The sequence below is a fragment of the Caldicellulosiruptor kronotskyensis 2002 genome (genome assembly GCF_000166775.1).
Classification (GTDB): domain Bacteria; phylum Bacillota; class Thermoanaerobacteria; order Caldicellulosiruptorales; family Caldicellulosiruptoraceae; genus Caldicellulosiruptor; species Caldicellulosiruptor kronotskyensis.
On sequence record NC_014720.1, the window covers coordinates 206,318 to 229,984 of the forward strand.

General features: G+C 36.2%; 23 protein-coding genes. 17 read left to right on the forward strand and 6 right to left on the reverse strand.

Features of this window, described 5'->3' with window-relative positions:
• Window positions 1-67 precede the first annotated feature (67 nt).
• The 6 genes from CALKRO_RS00655 to CALKRO_RS00680 all read right to left on the reverse strand — a co-directional run bounded on the left by CALKRO_RS00655 (window position 68) and on the right by CALKRO_RS00680 (window position 4,650).
• Complete coding sequence (locus tag CALKRO_RS00655) at window positions 68-1,273, reverse strand: ABC transporter permease (RefSeq protein ID WP_041741471.1); 1,206 nt, start codon at window positions 1,271-1,273, stop codon at window positions 68-70.
• Window positions 1,270-1,995 (reverse strand): ABC transporter ATP-binding protein, encoded by a 726-nt coding sequence (locus tag CALKRO_RS00660; protein ID WP_013429206.1) that lies wholly within the window; start codon window positions 1,993-1,995, stop codon window positions 1,270-1,272. Before CALKRO_RS00660 ends, CALKRO_RS00655 begins: the two co-directional genes overlap by 4 nt.
• Window positions 1,996-2,056: 61 nt before the next feature.
• Window positions 2,057-2,758: a hypothetical protein gene (locus tag CALKRO_RS00665; RefSeq protein ID WP_013429207.1), complete on the reverse strand. Its 702-nt coding sequence runs from the start codon at window positions 2,756-2,758 to the stop codon at window positions 2,057-2,059.
• A 26-nt stretch (window positions 2,759-2,784) separates the two neighbouring features.
• Window positions 2,785-3,228 carry a hypothetical protein gene (locus CALKRO_RS00670; RefSeq protein WP_041741474.1) on the reverse strand — a complete coding sequence of 148 codons (444 nt, stop codon included), beginning with the start codon at window positions 3,226-3,228 and terminating at the stop codon, window positions 2,785-2,787.
• A 161-nt stretch (window positions 3,229-3,389) separates the two neighbouring features.
• Window positions 3,390-4,265 (reverse strand): ABC transporter ATP-binding protein, encoded by an 876-nt coding sequence (locus CALKRO_RS00675; protein WP_013429208.1) that lies wholly within the window; start codon window positions 4,263-4,265, stop codon window positions 3,390-3,392.
• Between the two features lies 1 nt (window position 4,266).
• Window positions 4,267-4,650 carry a GntR family transcriptional regulator gene (locus CALKRO_RS00680; protein ID WP_013429209.1) on the reverse strand — a complete coding sequence of 128 codons (384 nt, stop codon included), beginning with the start codon at window positions 4,648-4,650 and terminating at the stop codon, window positions 4,267-4,269.
• A 287-nt stretch (window positions 4,651-4,937) separates the two neighbouring features.
• Here CALKRO_RS00680 and CALKRO_RS00685 point away from each other — a divergent pair, with 287 nt between their 5' ends.
• The 17 genes from CALKRO_RS00685 to CALKRO_RS00765 all read left to right on the forward strand — a co-directional run bounded on the left by CALKRO_RS00685 (window position 4,938) and on the right by CALKRO_RS00765 (window position 23,610).
• Entirely contained in the window at window positions 4,938-5,369 is a 432-nt protein-coding gene (locus CALKRO_RS00685; protein ID WP_013429210.1) for a nucleoside deaminase, read from the forward strand.
• 163 nt (window positions 5,370-5,532) lie between these two features.
• The gene (locus CALKRO_RS00690; protein ID WP_013429211.1) at window positions 5,533-5,985 is read left to right on the forward strand and encodes an ATP-binding protein; all 453 of its coding nucleotides are present in this window, start codon (window positions 5,533-5,535) and stop codon (window positions 5,983-5,985) included.
• A gap of 194 nt (window positions 5,986-6,179) precedes the next feature.
• A complete protein-coding gene (locus CALKRO_RS00695; protein ID WP_013429212.1) occupies window positions 6,180-7,385 on the forward strand; it encodes a pectinesterase family protein in 1,206 nt (401 codons plus the stop codon).
• A gap of 185 nt (window positions 7,386-7,570) precedes the next feature.
• The gene (locus CALKRO_RS00700) at window positions 7,571-8,332 is read left to right on the forward strand and encodes a DeoR/GlpR family DNA-binding transcription regulator (RefSeq protein WP_013429213.1); all 762 of its coding nucleotides are present in this window, start codon (window positions 7,571-7,573) and stop codon (window positions 8,330-8,332) included.
• Between the two features lie 54 nt (window positions 8,333-8,386).
• Window positions 8,387-9,880, forward strand: coding sequence for a xylulokinase (xylB, locus tag CALKRO_RS00705; protein ID WP_013429214.1), 1,494 nt, complete (start codon window positions 8,387-8,389; stop codon window positions 9,878-9,880).
• A 19-nt stretch (window positions 9,881-9,899) separates the two neighbouring features.
• A complete protein-coding gene (locus tag CALKRO_RS00710) occupies window positions 9,900-10,736 on the forward strand; it encodes a class II fructose-bisphosphate aldolase (RefSeq protein WP_013429215.1) in 837 nt (278 codons plus the stop codon).
• Window positions 10,737-10,762: 26 nt separating this feature from the next.
• Entirely contained in the window at window positions 10,763-11,674 is a 912-nt protein-coding gene (locus tag CALKRO_RS00715) for a sugar phosphate isomerase/epimerase family protein (protein ID WP_013429216.1), read from the forward strand.
• Window positions 11,675-11,742: 68 nt separating this feature from the next.
• Window positions 11,743-12,714: a glyoxylate reductase gene (gyaR, locus tag CALKRO_RS00720; protein WP_013429217.1), complete on the forward strand. Its 972-nt coding sequence runs from the start codon at window positions 11,743-11,745 to the stop codon at window positions 12,712-12,714.
• Window positions 12,715-12,885: 171 nt separating this feature from the next.
• Complete coding sequence (locus CALKRO_RS00725) at window positions 12,886-13,659, forward strand: IclR family transcriptional regulator (RefSeq protein WP_013429218.1); 774 nt, start codon at window positions 12,886-12,888, stop codon at window positions 13,657-13,659.
• 42 nt (window positions 13,660-13,701) lie between these two features.
• Window positions 13,702-14,349, forward strand: a complete 648-nt coding sequence (locus CALKRO_RS00730; protein ID WP_013429219.1) for a bifunctional 2-keto-4-hydroxyglutarate aldolase/2-keto-3-deoxy-6-phosphogluconate aldolase — start codon at window positions 13,702-13,704, stop codon at window positions 14,347-14,349.
• A 5-nt stretch (window positions 14,350-14,354) separates the two neighbouring features.
• Complete coding sequence (locus tag CALKRO_RS00735) at window positions 14,355-15,383, forward strand: sugar kinase (RefSeq protein WP_013429220.1); 1,029 nt, start codon at window positions 14,355-14,357, stop codon at window positions 15,381-15,383.
• A 22-nt stretch (window positions 15,384-15,405) separates the two neighbouring features.
• Complete coding sequence (gene kduI, locus CALKRO_RS00740) at window positions 15,406-16,236, forward strand: 5-dehydro-4-deoxy-D-glucuronate isomerase (protein ID WP_013429221.1); 831 nt, start codon at window positions 15,406-15,408, stop codon at window positions 16,234-16,236.
• 26 nt (window positions 16,237-16,262) lie between these two features.
• Window positions 16,263-17,024, forward strand: a complete 762-nt coding sequence (kduD, locus tag CALKRO_RS00745) for a 2-dehydro-3-deoxy-D-gluconate 5-dehydrogenase KduD (RefSeq protein WP_013429222.1) — start codon at window positions 16,263-16,265, stop codon at window positions 17,022-17,024.
• Window positions 17,025-17,054: 30 nt separating this feature from the next.
• Window positions 17,055-17,693 (forward strand): lactate utilization protein, encoded by a 639-nt coding sequence (locus CALKRO_RS00750; RefSeq protein WP_013429223.1) that lies wholly within the window; start codon window positions 17,055-17,057, stop codon window positions 17,691-17,693.
• A gap of 263 nt (window positions 17,694-17,956) precedes the next feature.
• Window positions 17,957-19,078 (forward strand): glycoside hydrolase family 88/105 protein, encoded by a 1,122-nt coding sequence (locus tag CALKRO_RS00755; RefSeq protein ID WP_013429224.1) that lies wholly within the window; start codon window positions 17,957-17,959, stop codon window positions 19,076-19,078.
• 39 nt (window positions 19,079-19,117) lie between these two features.
• Complete coding sequence (locus tag CALKRO_RS00760; protein WP_013429225.1) at window positions 19,118-20,461, forward strand: glycoside hydrolase family 28 protein; 1,344 nt, start codon at window positions 19,118-19,120, stop codon at window positions 20,459-20,461.
• Between the two features lie 197 nt (window positions 20,462-20,658).
• Window positions 20,659-23,610, forward strand: coding sequence for a fibronectin type III domain-containing protein (locus CALKRO_RS00765; protein ID WP_013429226.1), 2,952 nt, complete (start codon window positions 20,659-20,661; stop codon window positions 23,608-23,610).
• Window positions 23,611-23,667: the final 57 nt, after the last annotated feature.

Sequence of the window (23,667 nt, forward strand, 5' to 3'; positions counted from 1 at the left end):
ATCTTACACTTGCCAAACTGGAAAAGGGCTTGTACTTTAGCCATTTGTACAAGCCCTTTTTCACAGTTTAATTTCTGAACAATACTTTTTCATTTTCAAACATGCTGGCAGCAAATTTAATTGAAATTATAATATAAACAAGCGATGAAATTATGAAAAGCCCCAAATGTTGTAAATTGACAATGTCATAAATTAGTTCTTTTAAAATAGAGATTGCATTTACAAGCGGTAGAACAAAGTATATATCGGTAAGTTCATTTGGCATTTTGTACATTGTAAGATATGGAGGAATTACAACAATTAAGCTAATAGGCGAAAGATAACTTTGCCCTTCCTTGAACGATCTTGCATATGAAGCTATGGCAACTTCAATTGCAGCAAAGATGATTGCTGTAAGAAATACTACCAAAAGCATTATCAACACTGTTGCAGGCGAAACTGAATAATCTGAAAAAGGAGAGTTTTTATAGGTTGCACCAAGTGCATTTGGTAAAAGAACAAATGATAAAATAATACCTGTCAAAGAAGAAAGTCCAGCCAAAAGCGACATTATACTTACCGCCAGATATTTGCCAGTGACAATTGATGACCTTGTTGCAGCTGTTGTCAAAAGAGGCTCGAGCGTCCCTCTTTCCTTTTCACCTGCTGTAATGTCAATTGCAATGTTTAATCCGCCAAGTGCAGCCCAGAGAGCTAAAAACATAGGAATTAAAAATGCTAAAATTGTTGCAGACTGCTTCTTGGGTGGTGCAACATTTTCTTTCTTTACAACAATTGGTTCGATTATGGAAGGATCTAATTTTTTTTGAACAAGCCTTTGCTTTACAACTTGTTTTGAAAATTCATTTATTAAGTTACTCAGGATATTTCCAACATTAGAAGATTTCAAATCAGTTTCATTTGTCAAGATTTGTAAGTTTGTTTGTTTTTCCTGAGAAATCATAATTTCAAAATCTTTCGGGATTATAAGAATAGCCTTAATTTTGCCATCCTGTAAATCTTTCTTTGGATTTGATGAACTAACAATTTTAAACTCTGATTTCTCAATTATAGATGTTATTGTTTTTGAGTTTTCTTTTCCTATAATGCAGATAGGTGTTTTTTCAGGTTTTACTTCAACAGCAGACTTTGTTGCAACTGATGCTATTACAAAGATTATAGGAATAAATAACATAGGCAATATTATGTTAACAAGTAGTGCTTTTTTATCTCTGAAAGCATCTTTTAATTCTTTTTTAAATACAATCCACACATGCTTTAAATTCACATTCATCTTTCCTCACCTACCAGTCTTAAGAATACATCTTCAAAGCTGTGACCAGAGAACCTTTGCTTTATCTCATCAATTGATCCAAGTGCCACAAGCTTTCCTTTGTGAATAATCACAACCCTGTCACACAGCTTTTCAACCTCACTCATTGAATGGCTTGAAAATATGATTGTTCTTCCTTCCTGTTTACAAAGCCTTATAAAGTCATGTACTTCTTTTGCGCTTGACACATCCAAAGAGTTTGTAGGCTCATCAAAGAGCATCACTTCCGGATTGTGTATCACAGATCGAACAAAACACACCTTTTGCTTCATACCTTTTGAAAATGTTCCAGCAGGCTTGTCAATATAGTCCTGCATTCCAAACTTTTCTGCAAGTTCATTAATTCTCTTTTTTAGATCATTTTTGTCCATATCATGCAAAAGCCCAAAATATTCAATGTTTTCCCGAGCTGTAAGCCTTGCATAAAGTCCGCTTTCACTTCCAAAAAGAATTCCTATCTTTCTTCTTACCTTTTCTGGTTCTTTTGTGATGTCAAGCCCTGAGATAATAGCTGTGCCAGATGTCGGTTTTAGCATTGTGGCAAGCATCCTTAAAGTTGTTGTCTTGCCAGCGCCGTTTTCACCAAGGAGCCCGAAAATTTCGCCTTTGTTAATGGTAAAAGATAGCCTGTCAACCGCCCTGACCTTGCCAAAGTCTTTGGTAAGTTCAATTAACTCTACCATTTTTACATCCTCCTGTGGTTTTGATTATTTTGATCAACGACTGGAGATAATTTATATTTTTTTACACTTCCCGCCGATAGAGGTATATCACATTTACAAGGAATGAAACTGCAAACAATACTATTGAAAAGAGTAAAATGATAATTGAGCTTTTAAAATCAGTATACAAATATATAATAAATGTTGCAACTCTTTTATTGGAAGTTGATAATATGTAAAGAGGAAACATTATAGCAGGTAATAACTCAACGGTAGCAACCATTGTTAAAGCAAGTGCAAAAATTGTTCTGTTTTTTATAAAGAAGACCATAGCTGTCATAAGACAAAATAGAGAAAAGATAAAAAGCGTTGTTGCAAATAGAAAAATAGAAAGAGGAATAATGCTGTATGAATATTCTGAGGAGAAAAATAGTTTGGTTGACAATAGACCAATATTAAAACCGAAAACATTCAATAGAATTATTGTTAAATCAAATAAAAAGTCCCAGACAGCAATGTGGATTCTTTTTATAGGGGCTACATATAAGAAGTTTAGGTTATAGATATTTGTAGCTATACCAACCATAATAGGATCGTTGTAATAGTATATACCTTTATTTATAGTCAATACAGCTAAAATGAAAAGGAAAAGACAATATGCTAATATTAACCGGGCAAATTTTTGATTTAAGAAGATAGAGAAAATGCCAGACACGACAGCAACAATTAAAGCCATTATAATTACAGTTTTTATGTTTCTAACATACAAAAAATACTCTTTCATTTTTAGCTCATCTCCCTGTAATTTTCTTAAAATTCTTTTTTGACAAGAAGCTTGTAAGAAATAAAGAGAGAAACAACTGTTAATATGAAAGTATACATAATTAAAATTACAAAAAGTGAAAACACATGATTTTTTAAGAAGAAAATAATCAAAGGCAAAGAAGCGGCAAAGATTAACAACATCCTGATGAAAAACATTATTAACAACTTGGCAAAGTCATTTTTTCTCATAGCATCATGAGATAACATAAAGGCTGGTTGAAGTACCGCAGTGCTGTTAATTCCTACAAGAAATAATATTAAGCCATAAGCAATGATATCCTCATTACTTGAAACGAAGTTTTCTCCAAGCATAAAGTAAAACAAGGAAAGAACAAATACTGTCAGAAAAAATACACATCCAACGTTTCTCAAAAATCGAGAAAAAACAATGCCTATTCTTTTCATAGGTAGCAATACTATAAAATCCAAGTCGTTCACCAAACTATCAAATATACTTGGAAAAGCAACTATGATAATTAACAGTGTATAAAAACTTTGAGCAAAATCTTCAAGTAAGTTAAAAATTTATTCAATATGCCCAAAATAAATGTAATCAGCAACATTTCAGTGAAAAGTATATAAAAAGATTTTTATACAACTTCCAGTACTTCATCCTCCTCATCCCTTCTCACAAGCATAACATAGAACTTTTCAATGGATGGCTTTTCAACCACAAATTCATTTTGGAAAAGTTTAAAATCTTTTTTGCGGCACAGTGCTTCAAAGGAAAGAGAGCTTTTTTTCAAAGACAAAACTGCACTTTTCGGGATTTTGTCATACTCATTTGCAGCTCCCTTCACTATGCAGTAATCATCTTGAATACTTTCACGCGATGAGCTGAACACAATCTTGCCACCATCAATAATTGTTACAAAATCGGCAACATTTTCAATGTCAGACACTATATGTGTTGAGTAAAAGACAGCTTTTTCTTCTGATTGAACAAACTCCTGCAAAATCTCAACAAACTGGTTTCTTGCAACAGGGTCAAGCCCTGATGTTGGCTCATCTAAAATCAAAAGGTCTGGCCTGTAGGATAGAGCCAAGGCAATTGAAAACTTCATCACTGTTCCTTTTGACAGCTGGAAAATCTTTTTGTTCTGGTCAATTTCAAAAAGGTCGCAAAGTTTTTTGTAAAGCTTATCATCCCATGTTTTATAAAATGCTTTCATTATCTCTTTTACCTCTTTCGGTTTCAGATACCCTGGCACAATTGGATTTTCCAGAACAATTCCAAGCCTTTGTTTGATTTGTACCTCATCACAGTTAAAAGGCTTTTCAAAGATTAAAACCTCCCCACTTTCTTTTTTGACAAGGTCAAGAATACACTTTATTAAAGTTGTCTTACCAGCGCCGTTTCTTCCCAAGAGTGCCATTATGTAGCCACTTTCTAAAACAAGCTCTTTAACTTCAAGCTTAAAGTTTTTGTATGTCTTTGTTAGATTTCTGACACAAAGAGCAATCATATTAGCCTTCATCTCCTTTATAAAGTTTTTCAATCATATCAATCAATTTTTTTAGTTCAATTCTCAAAAGCTTTGCTTTCCTGACAACTTTTTGCAAGTCCTCTTCAATCTCTTTTGTGCCTATGTTAGAAATTTTTTCTCTATCAATCTCAGCAACAAATGTTCCTCTTGACGGCACTGTAACAATAAAACCTTCTTTTTCAAGCTCATCATATGCTCTTTTGGTTGTGATGACACTGACATTTAGCTCTTTTGCCAAAACTCTGATTGATGGTAAAGCTTCTCCTGCCTTAAGACTTCCTTCTATTATCTGTTTCTTTATTTGATCTTTTATCTGTTCATATATAGGTTTGTTTGATGTTTGCGAAATCACAAGCTTTAGCACATTTTTCTTACCCCTTTTATATACTGTATATATACAGTATATACAGCTTTAATCAGATTGTCAATATTAATTTCAAGCCATCATAAGATATTTCCCATTTGCCACCTTCTATTTTTATCCAAACCTGATTGTCCTTACACAGTAGTTTGTTTGTATTGAGGGGAATTAATTGATGGGTTAAAATATAGAATGTGTCTAAGTTTTGGATTATTAAAAAGACAGTTTTTGATGACAAAAAAATTTAAAAAAATTTGTTAAGAATTAATAAAGAAAAAGGTGATAAGTTGATGTATATATATAATGTGATGAAAACTCTGATAGAGTATGCAAGTCGTTCAAATGACATTCCAGTTGCTGCAGCCATTGTAAAGAATGGTAAAATTATTAGCATCAAAAGAAATGACAGTAAAAAGGCTATTTACCACGCAGAGATTCTTGCCATAATTGACGCCACATCAAAGCTTTCTACAAAGGACTTAAGAAACTGCGAGATGTTTGTGACAAAAGAGCCGTGCCCTATGTGTATGAGTGCAATAGTTTTGAGTAAAGTAAAGAGGCTTTACTTTGGTGCAAGGGATTTTAAGATGGGTGCTGCTGAGTCTTGCTTTAATCTTTCACAAAATCCTTTTTTAAATCATAAGGTAGAAGTGATAGGAGGAATATGTGAAGATGAGTGCAGACTTCTTTTAAAAAGGTTCTTTGAAGAAAAGCGAAGATAGGCTTTCAAAATAGGTGAGTTTTAATGTTTGTTTGTGTAAAGTAGAATATTTGAGGGTATATATCAAGTAGAAGAGATTTTTCAGGTACAAAAGAGGGATTGATTGTGGTATTTTTGTTGGATGGATATTATAAAAATTTTGGAAAGAAGGTTGCGTGGAGGAGATGGAGAACAAATTTTTACAGCTTGTATTTACAAGTAATCTCCAGCTTGTCAAAGTAGCAGAAAAAGAGATATTGTCATTTTTAACAAGGGAAACTAATATATCAGCAGATGAGCTTTTAGAATTCAAACTTATAGTGAATGAACTTTTAATAAATGCTGTGGTTCATGGAAATAAGGAGGACAGTTCAAAGTCTGTAAAGGTAAAGGTTGGGATAGTAGATAAAAAACTAAGTTACATTGTTGTTGAGGATGAAGGGGAAGGCTTTGACATTGACAGAGTATTTAAAGAGTACACCCCATACGATGAAAAGGATGAAATAGAAGATTTGTATGAGTTTGGTCGAGGACTTATGATAGTTGCATCACTTTGTGAAAAGGTTAAGCAGAACCAGAAGGGAAACAAAATTGTGGCTGTGAGAAGGCTCAAAAAAGAGGAAGATTGTTATGTTTGATGAAGAATAAATAATTAATCTCAGAATGCAAGACTGTCAAAAATATGCGACAGTCTTTTTTATTTTGTACACTTTATTAGAAACATTACAAAAGCTAAATAAAAGTCTCTTTTTCTTAATTTTTTGATCTTGAAAGATTTAAAGAAAAAATTATAGAATTCTTAACAAATAAAAATGCTGAGGTGAAAAAGTCAGTGTTTTCTTTGAAAAACTACCTTCCTGATGCTACTTTATCCAAATATATGAAAGTTTTAGTCAAGGCAGATGAAAGTGTTTTTGTAAAGATATTTCTCAACAAACAGCTTAAGACAGAAAGATTTATCAGAGAAGATGAGATTTTAGACGCTGTTGTTGAGCTAAATGAAGGAAAAAACCACTTGCAAATTGAAGGTGAAAATCTTGAAGGCAATAAGTATGTTTTGAACAAAAGTATAAGATATCTGGAAAAACCGTTTGCAATAGTTGACCAGAACTATGCGGGGTGCGACAAAGATGTTGCAGGTGGGATAGTTTTTTGCAAAAGTTTAAAAAGCTTAGCTGAAATACTCAAGAAAGAAAACTCTTCATATAAAACTGTGTTTATAAGAAATGGAATTTATAGAGAAAAAGTAAATATTGATTCGTCAAGAGTAATGCTAATTGGTGAGGACAGAAACAATACTATTGTAATTTATTCTTTGGCAGCTGGATTTCCTGCAGAAAACGGAGGAATTTTATCTACTTCTAACACTGCTGCGTTTACAATATCTGGAGAGGATTTTGTTGTTGAAAATATTACATTTGAAAATTGTTTTGATAAAAATGTTCCGATTGAGCACAGACAAGCTGTTGCAGTAAAAGCATTGGCTGACAGGTTAATGTTTTTCAACTGCGCCTTTAAAAGTACTCAGGATACTCTTTATGCTGATTTTGGGAGACAGTATTACTATAGATGCTACATAGAGGGAGATGTAGATTTTATTTTTGGTGCAGCAACAGCTGTATTTGAGGAGTGTGTTATATGTTCTCTTGACAGGGAAGACAGAAAAATAAAAGGGTATGTTACAGCAGCAAGTACAAAACCAGATAGCCAGTATGGGTTCTTATTTATAAGATGCAAGCTAATATCCAATATAAGAGAAAAAGAGTGTGTCTACCTTGGAAGACCATGGCATCCATCTTCTGATCCTAACAGGTGGGTAAATGTTGTGTTCAGAGAATGTTATTTAGACGAACATATTCACACTGATGGGTGGTGTGAGATGCACGGTTTTTGCCCAGAAAATGAGAGGTTTTTTGAATATAAGAATTTTGGTCCTGGAAGCTCAATACAAAATCCAAAAAGACCTCAACTTAATGAGAACGAAGCTCAGATGTACACAAAGGAAAAGGTTTTTGGAGATTGGAAAGTAGAGATATAGCAAGCACAGTATTAATAAAGTAAAAAGCGGGCGTATGCCTGCTTTTTTATTTTTTTCATTTAAAAGTGATTGACCAATCTTGTGTAATTATTTTGAATTTTATATTGCAATTCCTCAAAAAATTGAGTAGAATATTAATAAGCTGACACACAAATCCACATGTAAGAAATAGGTGATGAAGAGAGATGCTTTCGGCAACGCGCAGGCAAAAAATTAAAGAGATATTGATGGAGAAAAAGAGTGTGACTGTCACAGAGCTTTGCAACATTTTCAACGTATCTGACGAGACAATAAGAAGAGATTTGAAAAAACTTGAGCAGGAAGGGATAATCGAAAAAAATTATGGTGGAGCTATTTTAAAAGAAGGGGTATCAATAGTTCCACCTATTTCCCAGCGCTCAAAAGAGTTTATCCAGGAAAAAGAAAGGATTGCACTTGAGGCGATAAATAGAATAAAAGAGGGTATGGTTGTAATTCTGGATACAGGAACAACCACACAGCAGATAGCAAGAAAACTCAAGAGTTTTCAGCACATAACTGTGATAACCAATGGCATAAATATAGTAAATGAACTAATAACCAATAACAGTATTAATTTATTTTTAGTTGGAGGCAAGGTGAAAAATTCTAACTTTTCAACAGTTGGGCCAGAAGCCCAGAAAGCATTTTTGCAGTTTAGTGCTGATATAGCTTTTATAGGAACAAGCGGAATTTCTCTTGAAAAAGGACTTACAACCTCTGATGTTTTTGAAGCAGAGGTAAAAAGGGCTATGATAGATAGCAGCAAAGAGGTCATAGTTGTTGCAGACAGCAGCAAGTTCAAGAAAAATGCAATGGTTTCATTTGCAACATTGAGCAAAGTGTCTGAAATTATTACAGCAGGCGAGATAAGTGATGAACTTGTAGAAAATTTCAGGCAAAAGGGTGTGAAGATAACTGTAGTATAACCATTTCAAAAGAAGCAAAGAGTAGATTTTTACGTTGAAAGGGGCAAACCTTAGATGGAAAAGATTCTTACCATAGATATTGGAACAACTGCCTGCAAGGTAATAGTGTTTGACCTGCAGGGGAACATCTTGGCAAAAGCAAACAGGGAGTATCCAACATACACGCCTCAGATTGAGTGGGCAGAACAAGACCCACTTGACTGGTGGAAAGAAGCAGTAGAAGGTATCAAGCAGGTCGTACAAGTAGCAGGAGCAGATGACATTGTAGCAATTGGACTTTCGTCGCAAAGAGAGACAGTTGTTCCAATTGATAGGGAAGGTAATGTCTTATCAAGAGCTATTTCGTGGATGGACAGGCGTTCGCGGGTCGAAGCCGAAGAAATTTCACGTCAGTTTGGAAAAGAAACAATACATAAAATCACAGGTTTGATTCCAGACTCTACATTTACAGCAACAAAGCTTTTATGGCTCAAAAAACACCAGCCAGAAATTTTGCAAAAAGCTTATGTTTTTCTGCAGCCCAAAGAGTTTATCGGATACATGCTCACAGGGCAGGCTGCAACAGACCATTCATTGGCATCACGAACAATGATGTTTGACATAAACAAAAGACAGTGGTGGCAAGATATATTTGAGTTTGTGGGGGTCAAAACCTCTCAGTTTCCAAGACTTTGTTATGCAGATGAAATCATAGGGTATTTGAAAGAAGATGTTGCAAAATTTTTGGGTCTTAAAAACGGAATACCAGTTGTAAGCGGTGGTGGAGACAGGCCTTCAGAGGCATTGGGAGCAGGGATTGTAGGAAGCCGTGTTATGGAGTCAACAGGGACTGCCACAAATGTTTCGATGTCATCTAATAAAGTGCCAGAAAGTCTTGACCCGAGAGTTGTATGTTCCTGCCATGTGATAAGAGACCACTACTTAATTGAGCAGGGGATAAACACAAGCGGCACAATTTTGAGATGGATAAGGGATAACTTTTACAGGGGCGAGAAGGAAAAAGGCGAGAATGTTTATGAGCTAATTGACAATGAAGCTGAAAGTTCAGGTCCTGGCGCAAACGGTGTTGTACTTTTGCCATTTTTCATGGGTTCACGCGCAACAAGATGGAACCCTGACGCAAAAGGAGTTTTGTTTGGACTGACGCTGACACATTCAAGAGCTGACATTGCAAGAGCTGTGCTTGAAGGAATTTCGTATGAGATAAGAGCATGTATTGAAATTTTAGAGTCTATGGGTCTTAAAGCCGAGAATATAGTTTCTATGGGGGGTGGCGCAAAGAGCAGAGTATGGAGCAAAATTAAAGCTGATATTTTGGGAAAGGCTGTTGTTGTTGAGAAAGTACAAGAGGCGGCATCAAAAGGAGCAATGCTTCTTGCTTCATACGCAATTGGTGCAAGGAAAAGCTTAATTGAGGAAAAAAGAGAAGTGCTTTTTGAGTACCAGCCAGATAGCAAAAACTACGAAATTTACAACAGAGTATATGAAATTTATAACCAGCTTTACAACTCAGTTTCCCACCTTTATTCAAAAATTTCTCAATATTGATGGGTAGGAGGTCTTTGTTTTGCTTGTAAATTTGAATCAGGTTTTAAGCTATACAAAAGTAAGAAAGTTTGGTGTGGGGATGTTCAACGGGCTTTCAGCCGATTTTTATGAAGGCCTGATCGATGCTGCAGAGCAGCTCAGGTGCCCAATTATTATCGGTGTTGCTGACAGATTTGTTGACAGGCTTGATTTTGAAATGATTGCAGAGGTCATGATTTTCCTTGCGAAAAGGGCATCTGTTCCAGTTTGTGTTCATCTTGACCATGCAAAGAGTTTGAAAAACATCATGAGAGCAATAAAGGCTGGGTTTACATCTGTCATGTTTGATGGGTCAAGCTTGCCTTTTGAAGAGAATATAAAGAGAACAAGGGAAGTTGTTGAGATAGCGCATTCTGTTGGTGTGAGCGTTGAAGGTGAGCTTGGAGTTGTGGGAAGAGGAGATTTTGACTTTAAAAATCCAGAATTTTATACAAAGCCCGATGAAGCTGAAGAATTTGCTCAAAAGACACAGGTTGATGCTTTAGCTGTTTCGATTGGCACAGTGCATGGTGTTTATAAAGGCGAACCTAAGCTTGATTTTGAAAGGCTTTCTGAAATCAGAAAAAGGGTTGATTGTTATTTAGTCTTGCACGGTGGGTCTGGTCTTTCTGATGTTGATTTTAAAAAGTGTATAGAATATGGCATAAACAAGGTAAATATATTTACAGACCTGACACTTGCTATAAATGCTCAGCTTCCAGAATTTGTAAAACAAACTGAAGATTTAACCCCGGCAATATTTGAAAAGATAAGAGAGATTGTAAAGCTCGAAGCTATAAAGAAGCTTAAAATCTTTGGCAGTTACAACATTTTATAGATAAAAATTTATTGGAGGTGTGAAGAATGAACGAGCCAATTAAAAAATATTTTAAGATAGGAACAATTCATTTCATGTCATTTCCAGAGGTGATTGGTGGAGAAGGACCAATTGAAGAAACCTTAAAAATAATCTTAGAAGATGATTACTTTGATGCAGTAGAAATCACATGGGTAAAAGACCCAGAGGTAAGAAAAAGAGTAGCAAAGATGTTAAAGGATGCACATATAGCAGTTGCGTACGGTGCACAGCCTACTCTTCTTAGAACAGGGCAGAACCCCAACGATTTGGACCCAGAAAAAAGAAAACAGGTTATAAACTTTTTGAAAGAGAGGATTGACGAGGCGATTGAGCTTGGTGCTCAAGGGCTTGGATTTTTGTCAAGACAATATGATGAAGCAAAAAAAGAGGAAGCATTTGAAGCTTTGGTTGATACAACTTTGCAGCTTTGCGACTATGCAAAGTCAAAAGGCAATTTCTTGATTGAACTTGAGGTGTTTGACTTTGATATAGACAAAAAAAGCTTGATTGGACCTGCAGAACTTGCGGCAAAATTTGCAGAGAGAATCAAAAAAGAATATGATAATTTTGGTTTGATTGTTGACCTTAGCCATCTGCCACTTACAAGAGAAACAGCAGAGCAGGCACTCCTGCCAGTGAAAGATTATCTTACCCATGTTCATATTGGGAATGCTGTTGTAAAAGACCCAAGCCACCCTGCATATGGTGACAAGCATCCGATGTTTGGAATAGAAGGCGGCGAAAATGACGTTGAAGAGGTTATTGAGTTTTTAAGAGTATTAAAAGAAATAGGGTTCATGGACCCAACAAAAAGACCAATTTTGAGTTTTGAAGTAACACCTATGGCAGGGCAAGACCCGAAGATTGTTCTTGCAAGCTCAAAGCGTGTATTAAATGAGGCATGGGCAAGATTATAAAAGCAGTTTGATAAAGCAAGAGATAAAAGTTTAACATACCATTCATATTTTTGGGAGGGAGATTCATTATGAAGATACTTGTAACAAGAAGAATAATGGAACCTGCGATTGAGCTTTTGAAAAAATATGGTGAGGTTGAAGTAAATCCACACGACAGACCAATGACAAGAGAAGAGCTTCTGTCAGCAATAAAAGACAAGGATGCAGTTTTAACCCAGCTTGTTGACAAGGTTGACAAAGAGTTTTTCGACCATGCACCAAATGTCAAGATTGTTGCAAACTATGCAGTGGGTTACGATAACATAGATGTTGAAGAAGCAACGAGAAGAGGTGTTTATGTCACAAACACACCTGATGTTCTTACCAACGCAACAGCTGAGCTTGCATGGGCGCTTTTGTTTGCTGCGGCAAGAAGAATAGTTGAAGCTGACAAGTTTATGAGAGGTGGACATTACAAAGGCTGGGGACCAATGCTGTTTTTGGGCAAAGGTGTGACAGGTAAAACGCTTGGTGTGATTGGTGCAGGTAGAATTGGGCAGGCTTTTGCAAGAATGTCAAGAGGGTTTAATATGAAGATTTTGTATTATGACTTTGAAAGAAAAGAAAACTTTGAAAAAGAGCTTGGTGCCCAGTATGTGCCGCTTGATGAACTCTTAAAAGAAGCTGATTTTATTTCAATACATGTACCTCTCACACCACAGACAAGGCATTTAATTGGTGAAAGAGAATTTTCTCTCATGAAACCATCGGCAATTTTAATTAACACAGCACGTGGACCAATTGTAGATGAAAAGGCTTTAGTCAAAGCGCTTAAAGAAAAGAAGATTTATGCTGCAGGACTTGACGTGTATGAGAGAGAACCTGAGTTTGAGCCAGAGCTGGCTGAGCTTGACAATGTTGTAATGCTTCCTCATATTGGTTCTGCAACAGAAGAGTCAAGGCTTGACATGGCAATGCTTGCAGCAAACAATATAGTAGATTTCATTGAAGGAAGAGTTCCAAGAACACTTGTCAATAAAGAGGTTTTGAACAAGAAATAATAAAAAATCTTCTTTTGGTGAATATTTCCCTGCGGGAAGGAGGTTATTCCCGCAGGGGGATATTTAAATAAGTAAAAAATCGATTATTTTAAAAAGGCAGAAAATAATGCTATAATATTTTTATGAATAATACGCAACAGCATTTCACAATACGAAACAGGAGAGTAGAATATGGCGCAAAATAGTGTACAGTCTGTTGAACGGGCGTTTGAAATAATCGAGGCATTGGCTGTTGAGCCAAGGGGACTTACAGTAAGTGAGCTTTCTGAAAGGCTTTCACTTCACAAGACAACAGTCCACAGGATACTTCAGACACTTCTTCAAAGAGGGTATGTGCAAAAAGACAGACACACTCTAAGATACAAGCTCGGTGTGAAGTTTGTTGAAATATCAAGCATATATCTCAATAACATCGAGCTTAAGACAGAAGCACATCCATATTTAAGAGAACTTGTAAAGATGCTCAATGTGACTGTTCACCTTGCTATACTTGATGAGTTTGATGTTGTGTATATAGACAAAGTAGAACAGGTAAACTCAATAAGGCTATATTCGTCTATTGGTAAAAGAGTACCAGCATATTGTACAGCTCTTGGGAAGGTTTTACTCAGCAAGTATCAAGACCATGAAATCAAAAAGATACTAAAATCAATTGAACTCAAGCCCTATACACAAAACACTATAACAGACCCAGAGATTCTTTTAAATGAAATAATACTTGCACGAGAGCGTGGCTGGGCAGTTGATAATCAAGAACTGCAACCGTCAATCAGATGTATTGCTGCGCCTATTTATGACTACAGAAATGAGATCATTGCTGCCATAAGCATTTCTGCACCTGTGAACATTTTGCCGCCTGAAATGGATGAAGAAAATGCAAAAAAGGTTGTAGACACAGCAATGACAATCTCAAGCAGGCTTGGGTTTGTAAAAGACAGGTTCTAAAAATACTATAAAAACTTAAGATGAAAGGGGTTTAGCTCTTCGATGGAAAAAGAACAGGTACTTGAGAGAATTCACGAAAATGGGCTTGTGGTTGTTGTAAGGGCTGAGTCAAAAGAAAAAGCTCTAAAGATAACTGAGGCTTGCATAAGAGGCGGAGCGAGCGCAATTGAGATCACCTTTACAGTTCCAGGTGCAGATGAGATAATCAGACATCTTACAAAAACATACTCTGAAGACAAAATAATAATCGGTGCAGGGACAGTCCTTGACAGCGAGACAGCTCGAATTGCAATCTTGGCGGGTGCAAAGTTTGTTGTGAGCCCATACCTCAATCCTGAAATGGTAAAACTTTGTAACAGGTACAGAATAGCTTCAATGCCCGGTGCTATGACAATAAAAGAGGTTGTTGAGGCACTTGAGTGCGGTGCAGATGTTATAAAAATCTTTCCTGGCGAGCTTTTCGGACCAAAGATTATAAAAGCTTACAGAGGACCGATCCCACAGGCAAGACTTATGCCTACAGGCGGTGTTGACCTTGACAACGTTGATGAATGGATAAAAGCTGGGGCTTTTGCTGTAGGGGTTGGTGGGAATATAACTAAATACGCTCAAAATGATGACTTTGAAAAGGTAGAAGAGGTGTGCAGACAGTTTGTTGAAAAAATAAAGATAGCAAAGGGGAAGGTATAAGCAAGATGTTTGAGGTGACAAGCTTTGGAGAAATAATGCTAAGACTCTCACCGCCTGGGTATCAGAGGATTGTGCAGGCGACAAGTTTTGACATCAATTTTGGCGGTGCTGAAGCAAACGTTGTTGTTGCTCTGTCAAACATCGGGGTGAAGACAAGCTATGTAACACTTCTTCCGCAAAATCCTCTTGGAGATGCTACTATAAACTTTCTGAGAAGATATGGGGTTGACACAAGCTATATAAAAAGAAAAGGCAGAAGGCTTGGAATTTATTTTCTTGAAAAGGGTGTTGGTCAGAGAGCATCTTCTGTTGTGTACGACAGATCAGACTCTGCCATAAATGAGATACAGCCCGGGGATATTGAGTGGGAGCAGATTTTAAAAAAGACCAAAATATTTTTTTCAACAGGAATCACTGCAGCTTTATCACAAAATGTGCTAAATGAGTTAAAAATGGCTTTTAAAACTGCAAAAAATGCAGGTGCAAAGGTGGCGTTTGACATCAATTACAGGTCAAAATTGTGGAGCTATGATAGAGCAAATGAAGTGATTTCAGAACTTATGCCGTATGTTGATATTTTAATTACAAACGAAGAGCATGTAAGAAGAGTTTTAAAGATTGAAATGGAAGACAAATATTTCGAAGGCATTGATTTGACTGTAGATGGGCAAAAGTTTTTGTTTGAAAGGTTGCAAACAAAGTACCAAAACTTGGAGAGAATAATTCTTGCTGCAAGAAGGAGTATATCTGCATCTAAAAACATCTTTTTTGCTTATACAAAAGATGAGAATGGCAACATTGTATTTTCAGAAAAACGTGAAATAGAAATTGTCGACAGGGTAGGGGCAGGTGACGCTTTTACCGCAGGTGTGCTATATAGCATTTTAAGAGGCATTGAGACTACTCAGATGCTTGAGGTTGCCACATACATGTGTGCTCTAAAACATACAGTTGAAGGAGATAGTTTGATTGTAACAGAGGATGAGATAAAACAGGTGCTTTGGCAAGATGGCTCAGGTATGATGAAAAGATAAAACAAGGGAGGGTTATTTGAAAATGGAAGTTCGATTTGCAATGCATCCAAGCCAGTTTAAAGCTCTTACTACAGAACAGATAAGAAAAGAGTTTTTGATTGAAAATCTCTTTGAATATGGCAAGATAAACATGGTCTACACTCATGTTGACAGGGTGATTGTCGGTAGTGCTGTGCCGACAGTAGAGGCTTTGGTTTTAGAAGATGGTTCTCAGATTGGTGCTCAGTATTTTCTTGAAAGAAGGGAAATTGGGATAATCAACATAGGTAGCAGAGGGTATGTAATAGCCGATGGACAAAAGTTTGAACTTGACAAGAAAGATGGGCTTTATGTTGGGATGTCCACTAAAAAACTTGAATTTGGGAGCGATGACCCTTCAAATCCTGCCAAGTTCTACTTTGTTTCAACACCTGCTCATAAACAGTATCCAACAGAAAAGATTGATATCAAGCAAACTGAGGCAACTCATCTTGGTTCGCTTTCTGAATCAAACGAAAGAACAATCTACAAATACATCCATCCAGACGGGGTTAAAAGCTGTCAGCTTGTAATGGGAATGACAATTTTAGAGCCAAATAATGTGTGGAACACTATGCCATGCCATTTGCATGACAGACGTATGGAAGTTTACTTCTATTTTGACATGCCAGAAGATGCGTTTGTGTTGCATCTGATGGGAGAGCCGAATGAGACAAGACACATTATTGTGAGAAATGAACAGGCAGTAATCAGCCCAAGCTGGTCGATACACTCGGGTGTTGGAACTAAAAACTACACATTCATCTGGGCAATGGCAGGCGAAAATCAATCATATTCAGATGTCAATCCTGTTCCAATGAAGGAATTGAAATAAATAAAACATTTGGAGGTGTTTTTAAGATGATACTTGATAAATTCAAACTTGATGGCAAAGTTGCAATTGTAACAGGTGCATCAACAGGTTTAGGTCAGGGAATGGCAATTGCACTGGCTGAGGCTGGAGCTGATATTGTTGGTGTTGATTATGTCCCATGTACAGAGACAAAACAGAAAATAGAGGCAATTGGAAGAAGGTTTTTGGAGATTCAGGCAAACTTGATGACCATTGAGCCAATTAACATGATTATCGAAAAGACAATTCAGGAGTTTGGTAAGCTTAACATTTTAGTGAACAATGCAGGGATTATCAGAAGATGTGATGCTATTGACTTTACTGAAAAGGACTGGGACGATGTACTTGCAATTAATCTCAAGACAGTATTTTTCTTCTGCCAAGCAGCAGCAAGACAATTTATAAAGCAAGGAACAGGTGGCAAGATAATAAACATCGCGTCTATGCTTTCGTTCCAGGGAGGAATTAGAGTTCCATCATACACTGCAAGCAAGAGCGGTGTTGCGGGTATCACAAGAGCACTTGCAAATGAGTGGGCAAAGTACAACATAAACGTAAATGCTATTGCGCCTGGTTATATGGCAACAAACAATACCCAACAGCTCCGTGAAGACCCACAAAGGAGTGCTGAGATATTATCAAGAATACCTGCCGGAAGATGGGGAACACCTGAAGATTTGCAGGGTGCTGTTGTGTTTTTGGCATCTGATGCATCAGAGTATGTAAATGGGTGTATTTTGAACGTTGATGGTGGCTGGCTTGCAAGGTAACTTTACTATTTTTTGGAGGGTTATATTAATATGAACAAATATAAAATGTGGCACAATGAGCTGATTGCTAAGGACATTGTTGAGAGGCTAAATAGAAAAAAATATAATGCATTTTATGCACCAACCTTGGAAGATGCAAAAAATAAGGTTTTAGAACTTATCCCCGAGGGTTCAAGTATTGCCCTCGGGGGTTCTGTTACAATAGAAGAGCTTGGACTTATTGAAATATTCAGAAACGGTCCATATAAACTTTTTGATAGATACAAACCAATGACTGCTGAAGAAAGGATAGAACTTTTTAGACAATCGCTTTTGGCAGATGTACTTGTCACTTCAACAAATGCAATAACAAAAAATGGTGAGCTTGTAAATGTTGATTGTTCGGGCAACAGAGTATCTGCTATGATATTTGGGCCAAAAAAAGTAATAATTGTTGCTGGAGTTAACAAAGTTGTAGAAGACCTTGATGAGGCGTTCAAAAGATTGAAAAAGATTGCACCCATGAACTCTAAAAGAAATAATCACAAAACACCATGTATTGAAACAGGATACTGCATGGACTGTCAAATAAAAGCAAGGATGTGCAACTATATAACCATAATCAACCATGGAATGAAATTCGAAGGACGTATAAATATTATTATTGTGCCTTTTGAGATAGGATTCTAAAAAAATGATGGTCTATCATTAAAATTGTCAATATGAGTTTAAAATTTTCCTTGTATATTTTATGAGAGCATGTTTTGTTCATATGTTAATATTTTCATGTCAACATTAATATTTTCTTGATGAAATCATTTAGCTTTCAAATTAAAATAGTATTGAAAAAGTGATTTATTGAATATGCACAATATTTAATGCAAAAATTCAAATGATATTTTAATTCTGATTATTATCTTTTCACTTATTCGCTAAGAAAGGACGTGGGTTATATGCAAAAATTAAAACAGCTCGCAAAAGAAAACTATTCTGTCAAAATGGCAGATAGTGTACTTTTTAAGTTTCCAGATCTTATTGATAAATGGCAATATGACTATGGTGTTGTGTTCAAAGGTTTAGAATATATTTATGAAAACACCAAAAATGAGAAATATTTTAAATACATAAAGAAAAATATGGACTATTTTGTCAAAGAAGATGGAAGCATAAAAAAATATTCTCTTGATGAATACAACATAGACCATATAAACAATGGTAAAGCTGTATTGTTCTTGTATAGAAAAACAGGTGAAGAAAAGTACAAAAAAGCAGCTCAGCATTTAAGAGAACAGCTCAAGACTCATCCAAGAACGGTAGAAGGTGGATTTTGGCACAAAAAGATATACCCGCACCAGATGTGGCTTGATGGGATATATATGGGTTCGCCATTTTATGCTGAGTATGCAACTTTGATAGGAAAAGATGAAGCAGAAGAGATATTCGACGATGTTGCAAGACAGGTCATTCTTTGTGCAAAGCATACTAAAGACCCAGTGACTGGTCTTCATTATCACGGCTGGGATGAAAGCAGACAGCAAAAATGGGCAAATAAAATCACAGGCTGCTCTCCAAATTTCTGGGGAAGAGCACTTGGCTGGTTTGCAATGGCAATAGTTGATGTTCTCGATTTTCTTCCACAGAATCACCAATCAAGAGATACAATTTTAGCTATATTCAGGCAGCTCATTGACGCTGTTTTAAAGTATCAAGACCCAGAGACAGGTGTGTGGTATCAAGTTGTAAACTATATTGGTAAAAATGGTAACTATCCAGAAGCTTCGGCATCATGTATGTTTGTATATGCACTTGCAAAAGGCATACACAATGGATACCTTTCTTCAAAGTACTTAGATGCATTAGAAAGGGCATATGAGGGGATAATTTATAGGTTCTTAGAAAAAGACCACAATGGACATTTGAGCTTAAATGGAGTTTGTATGGTTGCAGGGCTTGGTGGGAATCCGTACAGAGATGGTTCATATGAATATTACATCAGTGAGCCAATAAAAACAGATGATTTGAAAGGTGTTGGAGCGTTTTTGAAAGCTTCTGCATGGGTTGAAAGACTTTTTTAGCAGAAAGATTAAAGTCAAACAGGAGGGCAAAAGTTTAAAATGATTTACAATGTTTGTGATTTTGGTGCGAAAGGAAACGGAGTAGATAAAGACACAGAAGCGTTTAAAAAAGCAATTGAGGTATGTGAAAAAAACGGTGGTGGAACAGTTTATGTTCCCGCTGGTATTTATCATGTAGGTGCACTACATCTTAAAAGTAACATGACACTTTATATTGAAAGCGGTGCTGTGCTGAAATTTTCACAGGATGAAGAAGACTATCCACTTGTATACACAAGATGGGAAGGCGAAGAGATGCAGGTTTACTCTCCACTGATATATGCAGAAGATGCAGAAAATGTTGCAGTAGTGGGGTTTGGCACAATTGATGGACAGGGCGAAAAGTGGTGGCGTCTTCACAGAAATAAAGAGTTAAAATATCCAAGACCTCGTTCTATCTGTTTTTACAGGTGTAACAACGTTACTATCGAAGGAATAAAGATTATAAACTCTCCAAGCTGGACGGTAAATCCCATAGAGTGCCAGAATGTTACAGTTCACAATATAAAGATTCAAAATCCATATGATTCACCAAACACAGATGGGATAAATCCGGAGTCATGTAAAGGCGTCAGAATATCAAACTGCTACATAGATGTTGGTGATGATTGTGTGACGCTAAAGTCTGGAACAGAAGACTGCAAAGAAAGAATACCTTGTGAGAATATTACAATAACAAACTGTATAATGGCACACGGTCATGGCGGTGTTGTTATCGGAAGTGAGATGAGTGGCGGTGTTCGGAATGTTGTTATTTCAAACTGTATTTTTGAAGGTACGGATAGAGGAATAAGAATAAAAACAAGACGAGGTCGTGGAGGAGTTGTTGAGGATATAAGAGTTTCGAACATTGTGATGAAAAATGTGATGTGTCCGTTTGCGTTTTATATGTATTATCACTGCGGCAAGGGCGGAAAAGAAAAGAGAGTTTGGGACAAATCTCCTTATCCTGTTGATGAATCGACCCCAATTGTAAGGAGGATTTATATAAGCGATGTGGTTGTAAGAGAGGCAAGAGCAGCAGCAGGGTTTTTATACGGTCTTACAGAGATGCCAATTGAAGATGTTGTATTTTCAAATGTCACAGTTGAGATGGCGCAAAACCCTGAGCCTGAGCTTCCTGCTATGATGAGCTATTTAGACCCCATGGCAAAAAGAGGGTTTGTCATAAATACTGTAAAGAACATAAGATTTATGAATGTTACTGTACTGGAACAGGAAGGTGCTGCTTTTGAACTTAACAATTGTGAGAATGTAGAGTTTTATAGATGCAGAAGCAAAGACACAAATGATTATGAAAAGATTTTGAGTCTGAACAACGTTTCTTCACTTGTTACTGATTAGTAAGTAAGAAAAACAGGGGTTAGAATATGGGCTTTAAAAGAGCGTTTCTAACCCCTGTTAACAATAAATATCAATAGCACCACAAATAACAAGTGCTCAAACCATTCTATTTATATTATCTCATAAAATTGGGAGGTGTTCAAAAGAAAAATATAACTATAAACACTAAAAAAATAAAACACAGGGGAGGTAAATTGATGAAAAAGAAAAAATTAATAAGCTTGGTAATTATGTTAGTTTTTTTGGTCAATAGCGTGATTGGAGTTAGCACGGTATTTATGGTAAATGCATTTGCGGGTACATGGCCAGTTACGTGGAACTACACAGTAATAGGTGACTCGACATACCAACCAGGCTCGCCTGTTGGTTCATTTGACCATCAGACAGGCAAAATTACTGTCAGTGCAACTCAGGCTGAAATTAACAGAACGTCCACCCAAACTGCAACAACAGTAGATTATTTTCCTTTTGTATACACGCAGGTCAACAATACTATATTTACAGCCTATGTCTATATTAATGACCCAATTTTATTCACTAATGCAAATTCTAACTATCCAAGAGGTGGTTTGATAGTAAGAAACGGGCTTGGAATACAAGATAGCTATTATGCTGCACTTGTCGAATATAACAGCGCAAGTTCAACAAAGTGGGATTTAAGAGCTCAAAGGAGATTTGGAAGTACAGCAGGTTCATCAACTCGTAGCGCAATATCTTTTCCGTGTGTATTAAAAATTGTAAGGTCATCATCAACAAATATAGCTGCGTATTATGGTGAAGTTAACACAAACACAGGAGTAATAACATGGTATGGACCAATCGGTGCAAGGTCTGATGCAGGGGTTTTAAATTCAACATTATACGTAGGTGTTGGTATAGCGGTTCAAGGGAGTAATGGGAATCCGGCAACACTTCAGACAAGTTTTGTAAGAATAAAAGATGGGGTAGCAGACTCAAATACATCGCCCCAAAATTTATCAGATATATTTAATCTTCCACAAAAGCCACAACTTATAGTAGAAAGTGGAGATTCGCAGGCAAAACTTATGTGGAGTTATGATAGAAATGCTATTTCTTATGACATATTGCTTTCAGAGGATGGTTCAAACTTTAACCTTGTAGCATCTAATGTAACAGAAACAAGTGAAGGTCTCTTGGTTGTTCAAGGAAATGCCTTTTATACTATAAACGGTCTTACAAATGGCAAACAATATTTTGTAAAAGTGAGAGCCAAAAACGAATATGGAGTGACTGAATCAGACCCTGTTATAGTTGTTCCAGAAAAACCAACTCCACCGGCCAAACCAACAGTTATACAAACTGCATATAGTGATGGCTGGGTTTCAATTAAGTGGAAAACAGTATCCAAAGCTACTTATTACGTTGTATATATAGGTGATGCACCAAATAATTATACAGATTGGAAAATAGTTAATGATAATGGTCTTCCAAATCAGACATATGAATGTAAGTTTGATAACCTTATTAACAAGAAACCTTATTATTTGAGGCTTTTTGCAGGGAACAATGTAGGCCTTAGTGAAGGTTCAGATGAAGTTGTGATTGTACCATACCCAATACCTGCAATACCTACGTTTGAAGTAATTCCTGGTGTGCTTGAACTTACTGTAAAATGGAATAAAGTAGAGGATGCTGAAAGATATACTCTATATTTAGGGAAAAGTTCTAAAAATTATACTATTAGTGCTATTGTTTATGACGATGGCAGCCCATTTTATACCTATACATTCAAGAAATTGGAAGGGTTACAATACTATATTACGATGAATGCAGCGAATAATAGCGGTACAAGTGCAAATGCCCAAGAAGTTTCAGCAATGCCTTTGCTGCCACAACATTATGTTACAAATTTAGTTGTGTATGACCAGGACAACGCGGCAAATTGGTCGCTTCGATACAATTTGCAAGTTGGGAGTAAAATTTTTGGAGACAGAGATTATGCTGTTGTATCCATGCCAACAGTCTTGGAAGGGGCTTATTGGATTAGTACTGCTAATCTTTCAAGGTCTTATAATGCCACACCAGTGATTGCAAGCTTTATTGTAACAGAGGATGTTGACATATATGTTGCTATTGATTCGAGACTTTATACATCTAATCAGGTACCAGTGTTCTTGAGTACTTGGGATCTTACAGACTACAAAATAATTGATAACGGGACAAATCCTCAAGTAACATATTTACTCTATAAAAAGTCTTTTAGTAAAGGTTCGTTGGTTGAACTTGGTTATCAAGGTGTTAGTAGCGGATGTGTATTTTATTTCGTTTTAATGAAAAAACAACTATTTTCCATTGATTCTGAAGATATTGTTTATACTAATAAACCAGTATATAACATTAAAGGCAAAATATTTGCTGGTGCTTCAGTAACTATTAAGAAGGCTAACGAAATTGTTGCAACATATGATACTGCTGACCAAGATAGAGAATTTAACATAAGTATTAGTCTTCAGGAAGGCGAAAATTTGATAGAGTTTTCAGCTATATCTACCGACGGATATATTTCAAATAGACTTATAAAAATTGTATATGACTCTACCTCTCCTAAGATTACCTTTAAACAAACTCCGGTTGAATACGAAAATGAAACACCTTCAGCTATTATAAAGTTTGTTTGCGACGAGGATATTTATATAAACATAAAAGTCAATGAACAAACTGTCTTAGACAATGTATATTGTCCAGCACTACAAGACAAAGAACTATTAGTTCCTCTAAGTGAAGGAAATAATACGATATCACTAACAGCAAAAGACAAGTCTGGTAATATAGCCGCATATCAGTGGGTAACAGTTTATGAATATATGATTAAAAACATAAGTTTTGTTGATGACTATGAAAATCAGATTACAAGTTTGACAGCAAATGCCGTAATAAATGTCCTTGCAAGGGCAGAAAATAAGTTAAATATAAGCAAAGATATAGCTATTGTTATTGCATATTACAATAGTGCAAATCAGATGATAGGATATAGTATCTCATATGATACCGTCTTGCCAAATTCATCAGAAGAACTTTTGGCGGGAATTCAGATGCCTTCGTATATTAATGGTCTAAAAGTAAAAGCGTTTATATGGAACTCATTGGAAGGAATGATTCCACTTTCATCTGTTATTGACCTCAAATAATCTCTTTTTAGAAGCAGAGGAAGAAACATTTTGTCTTCCTCTGCTCGTGTAAATTAT

What these genes read in the sequence shown, in the direction of transcription:
- CALKRO_RS00655 (WP_041741471.1), bottom strand. Translation starts at nt 1,273, where the DNA reads ATGAATGTGAATTTAAAGCATGTGTGGATTGTATTTAAAAAAGAATTA.
- CALKRO_RS00660 (WP_013429206.1), bottom strand. Translation starts at nt 1,995, where the DNA reads ATGGTAGAGTTAATTGAACTTACCAAAGACTTTGGCAAGGTCAGGGCG.
- CALKRO_RS00665 (WP_013429207.1), bottom strand. Translation starts at nt 2,758, where the DNA reads ATGAAAGAGTATTTTTTGTATGTTAGAAACATAAAAACTGTAATTATA.
- CALKRO_RS00675 (WP_013429208.1), bottom strand. Translation starts at nt 4,265, where the DNA reads ATGATTGCTCTTTGTGTCAGAAATCTAACAAAGACATACAAAAACTTT.
- CALKRO_RS00685 (WP_013429210.1), top strand. Translation starts at nt 4,938, where the DNA reads ATGTATATATATAATGTGATGAAAACTCTGATAGAGTATGCAAGTCGT.
- CALKRO_RS00690 (WP_013429211.1), top strand. Translation starts at nt 5,533, where the DNA reads ATGGAGAACAAATTTTTACAGCTTGTATTTACAAGTAATCTCCAGCTT.
- CALKRO_RS00700 (WP_013429213.1), top strand. Translation starts at nt 7,571, where the DNA reads ATGCTTTCGGCAACGCGCAGGCAAAAAATTAAAGAGATATTGATGGAG.
- xylB (WP_013429214.1), top strand. Translation starts at nt 8,387, where the DNA reads ATGGAAAAGATTCTTACCATAGATATTGGAACAACTGCCTGCAAGGTA.
- CALKRO_RS00715 (WP_013429216.1), top strand. Translation starts at nt 10,763, where the DNA reads ATGAACGAGCCAATTAAAAAATATTTTAAGATAGGAACAATTCATTTC.
- gyaR (WP_013429217.1), top strand. Translation starts at nt 11,743, where the DNA reads ATGAAGATACTTGTAACAAGAAGAATAATGGAACCTGCGATTGAGCTT.
- CALKRO_RS00725 (WP_013429218.1), top strand. Translation starts at nt 12,886, where the DNA reads ATGGCGCAAAATAGTGTACAGTCTGTTGAACGGGCGTTTGAAATAATC.
- CALKRO_RS00730 (WP_013429219.1), top strand. Translation starts at nt 13,702, where the DNA reads ATGGAAAAAGAACAGGTACTTGAGAGAATTCACGAAAATGGGCTTGTG.
- CALKRO_RS00735 (WP_013429220.1), top strand. Translation starts at nt 14,355, where the DNA reads ATGTTTGAGGTGACAAGCTTTGGAGAAATAATGCTAAGACTCTCACCG.
- kduI (WP_013429221.1), top strand. Translation starts at nt 15,406, where the DNA reads ATGGAAGTTCGATTTGCAATGCATCCAAGCCAGTTTAAAGCTCTTACT.
- kduD (WP_013429222.1), top strand. Translation starts at nt 16,263, where the DNA reads ATGATACTTGATAAATTCAAACTTGATGGCAAAGTTGCAATTGTAACA.
- CALKRO_RS00750 (WP_013429223.1), top strand. Translation starts at nt 17,055, where the DNA reads ATGAACAAATATAAAATGTGGCACAATGAGCTGATTGCTAAGGACATT.
- CALKRO_RS00755 (WP_013429224.1), top strand. Translation starts at nt 17,957, where the DNA reads ATGCAAAAATTAAAACAGCTCGCAAAAGAAAACTATTCTGTCAAAATG.
- CALKRO_RS00760 (WP_013429225.1), top strand. Translation starts at nt 19,118, where the DNA reads ATGATTTACAATGTTTGTGATTTTGGTGCGAAAGGAAACGGAGTAGAT.
- CALKRO_RS00765 (WP_013429226.1), top strand. Translation starts at nt 20,659, where the DNA reads ATGAAAAAGAAAAAATTAATAAGCTTGGTAATTATGTTAGTTTTTTTG.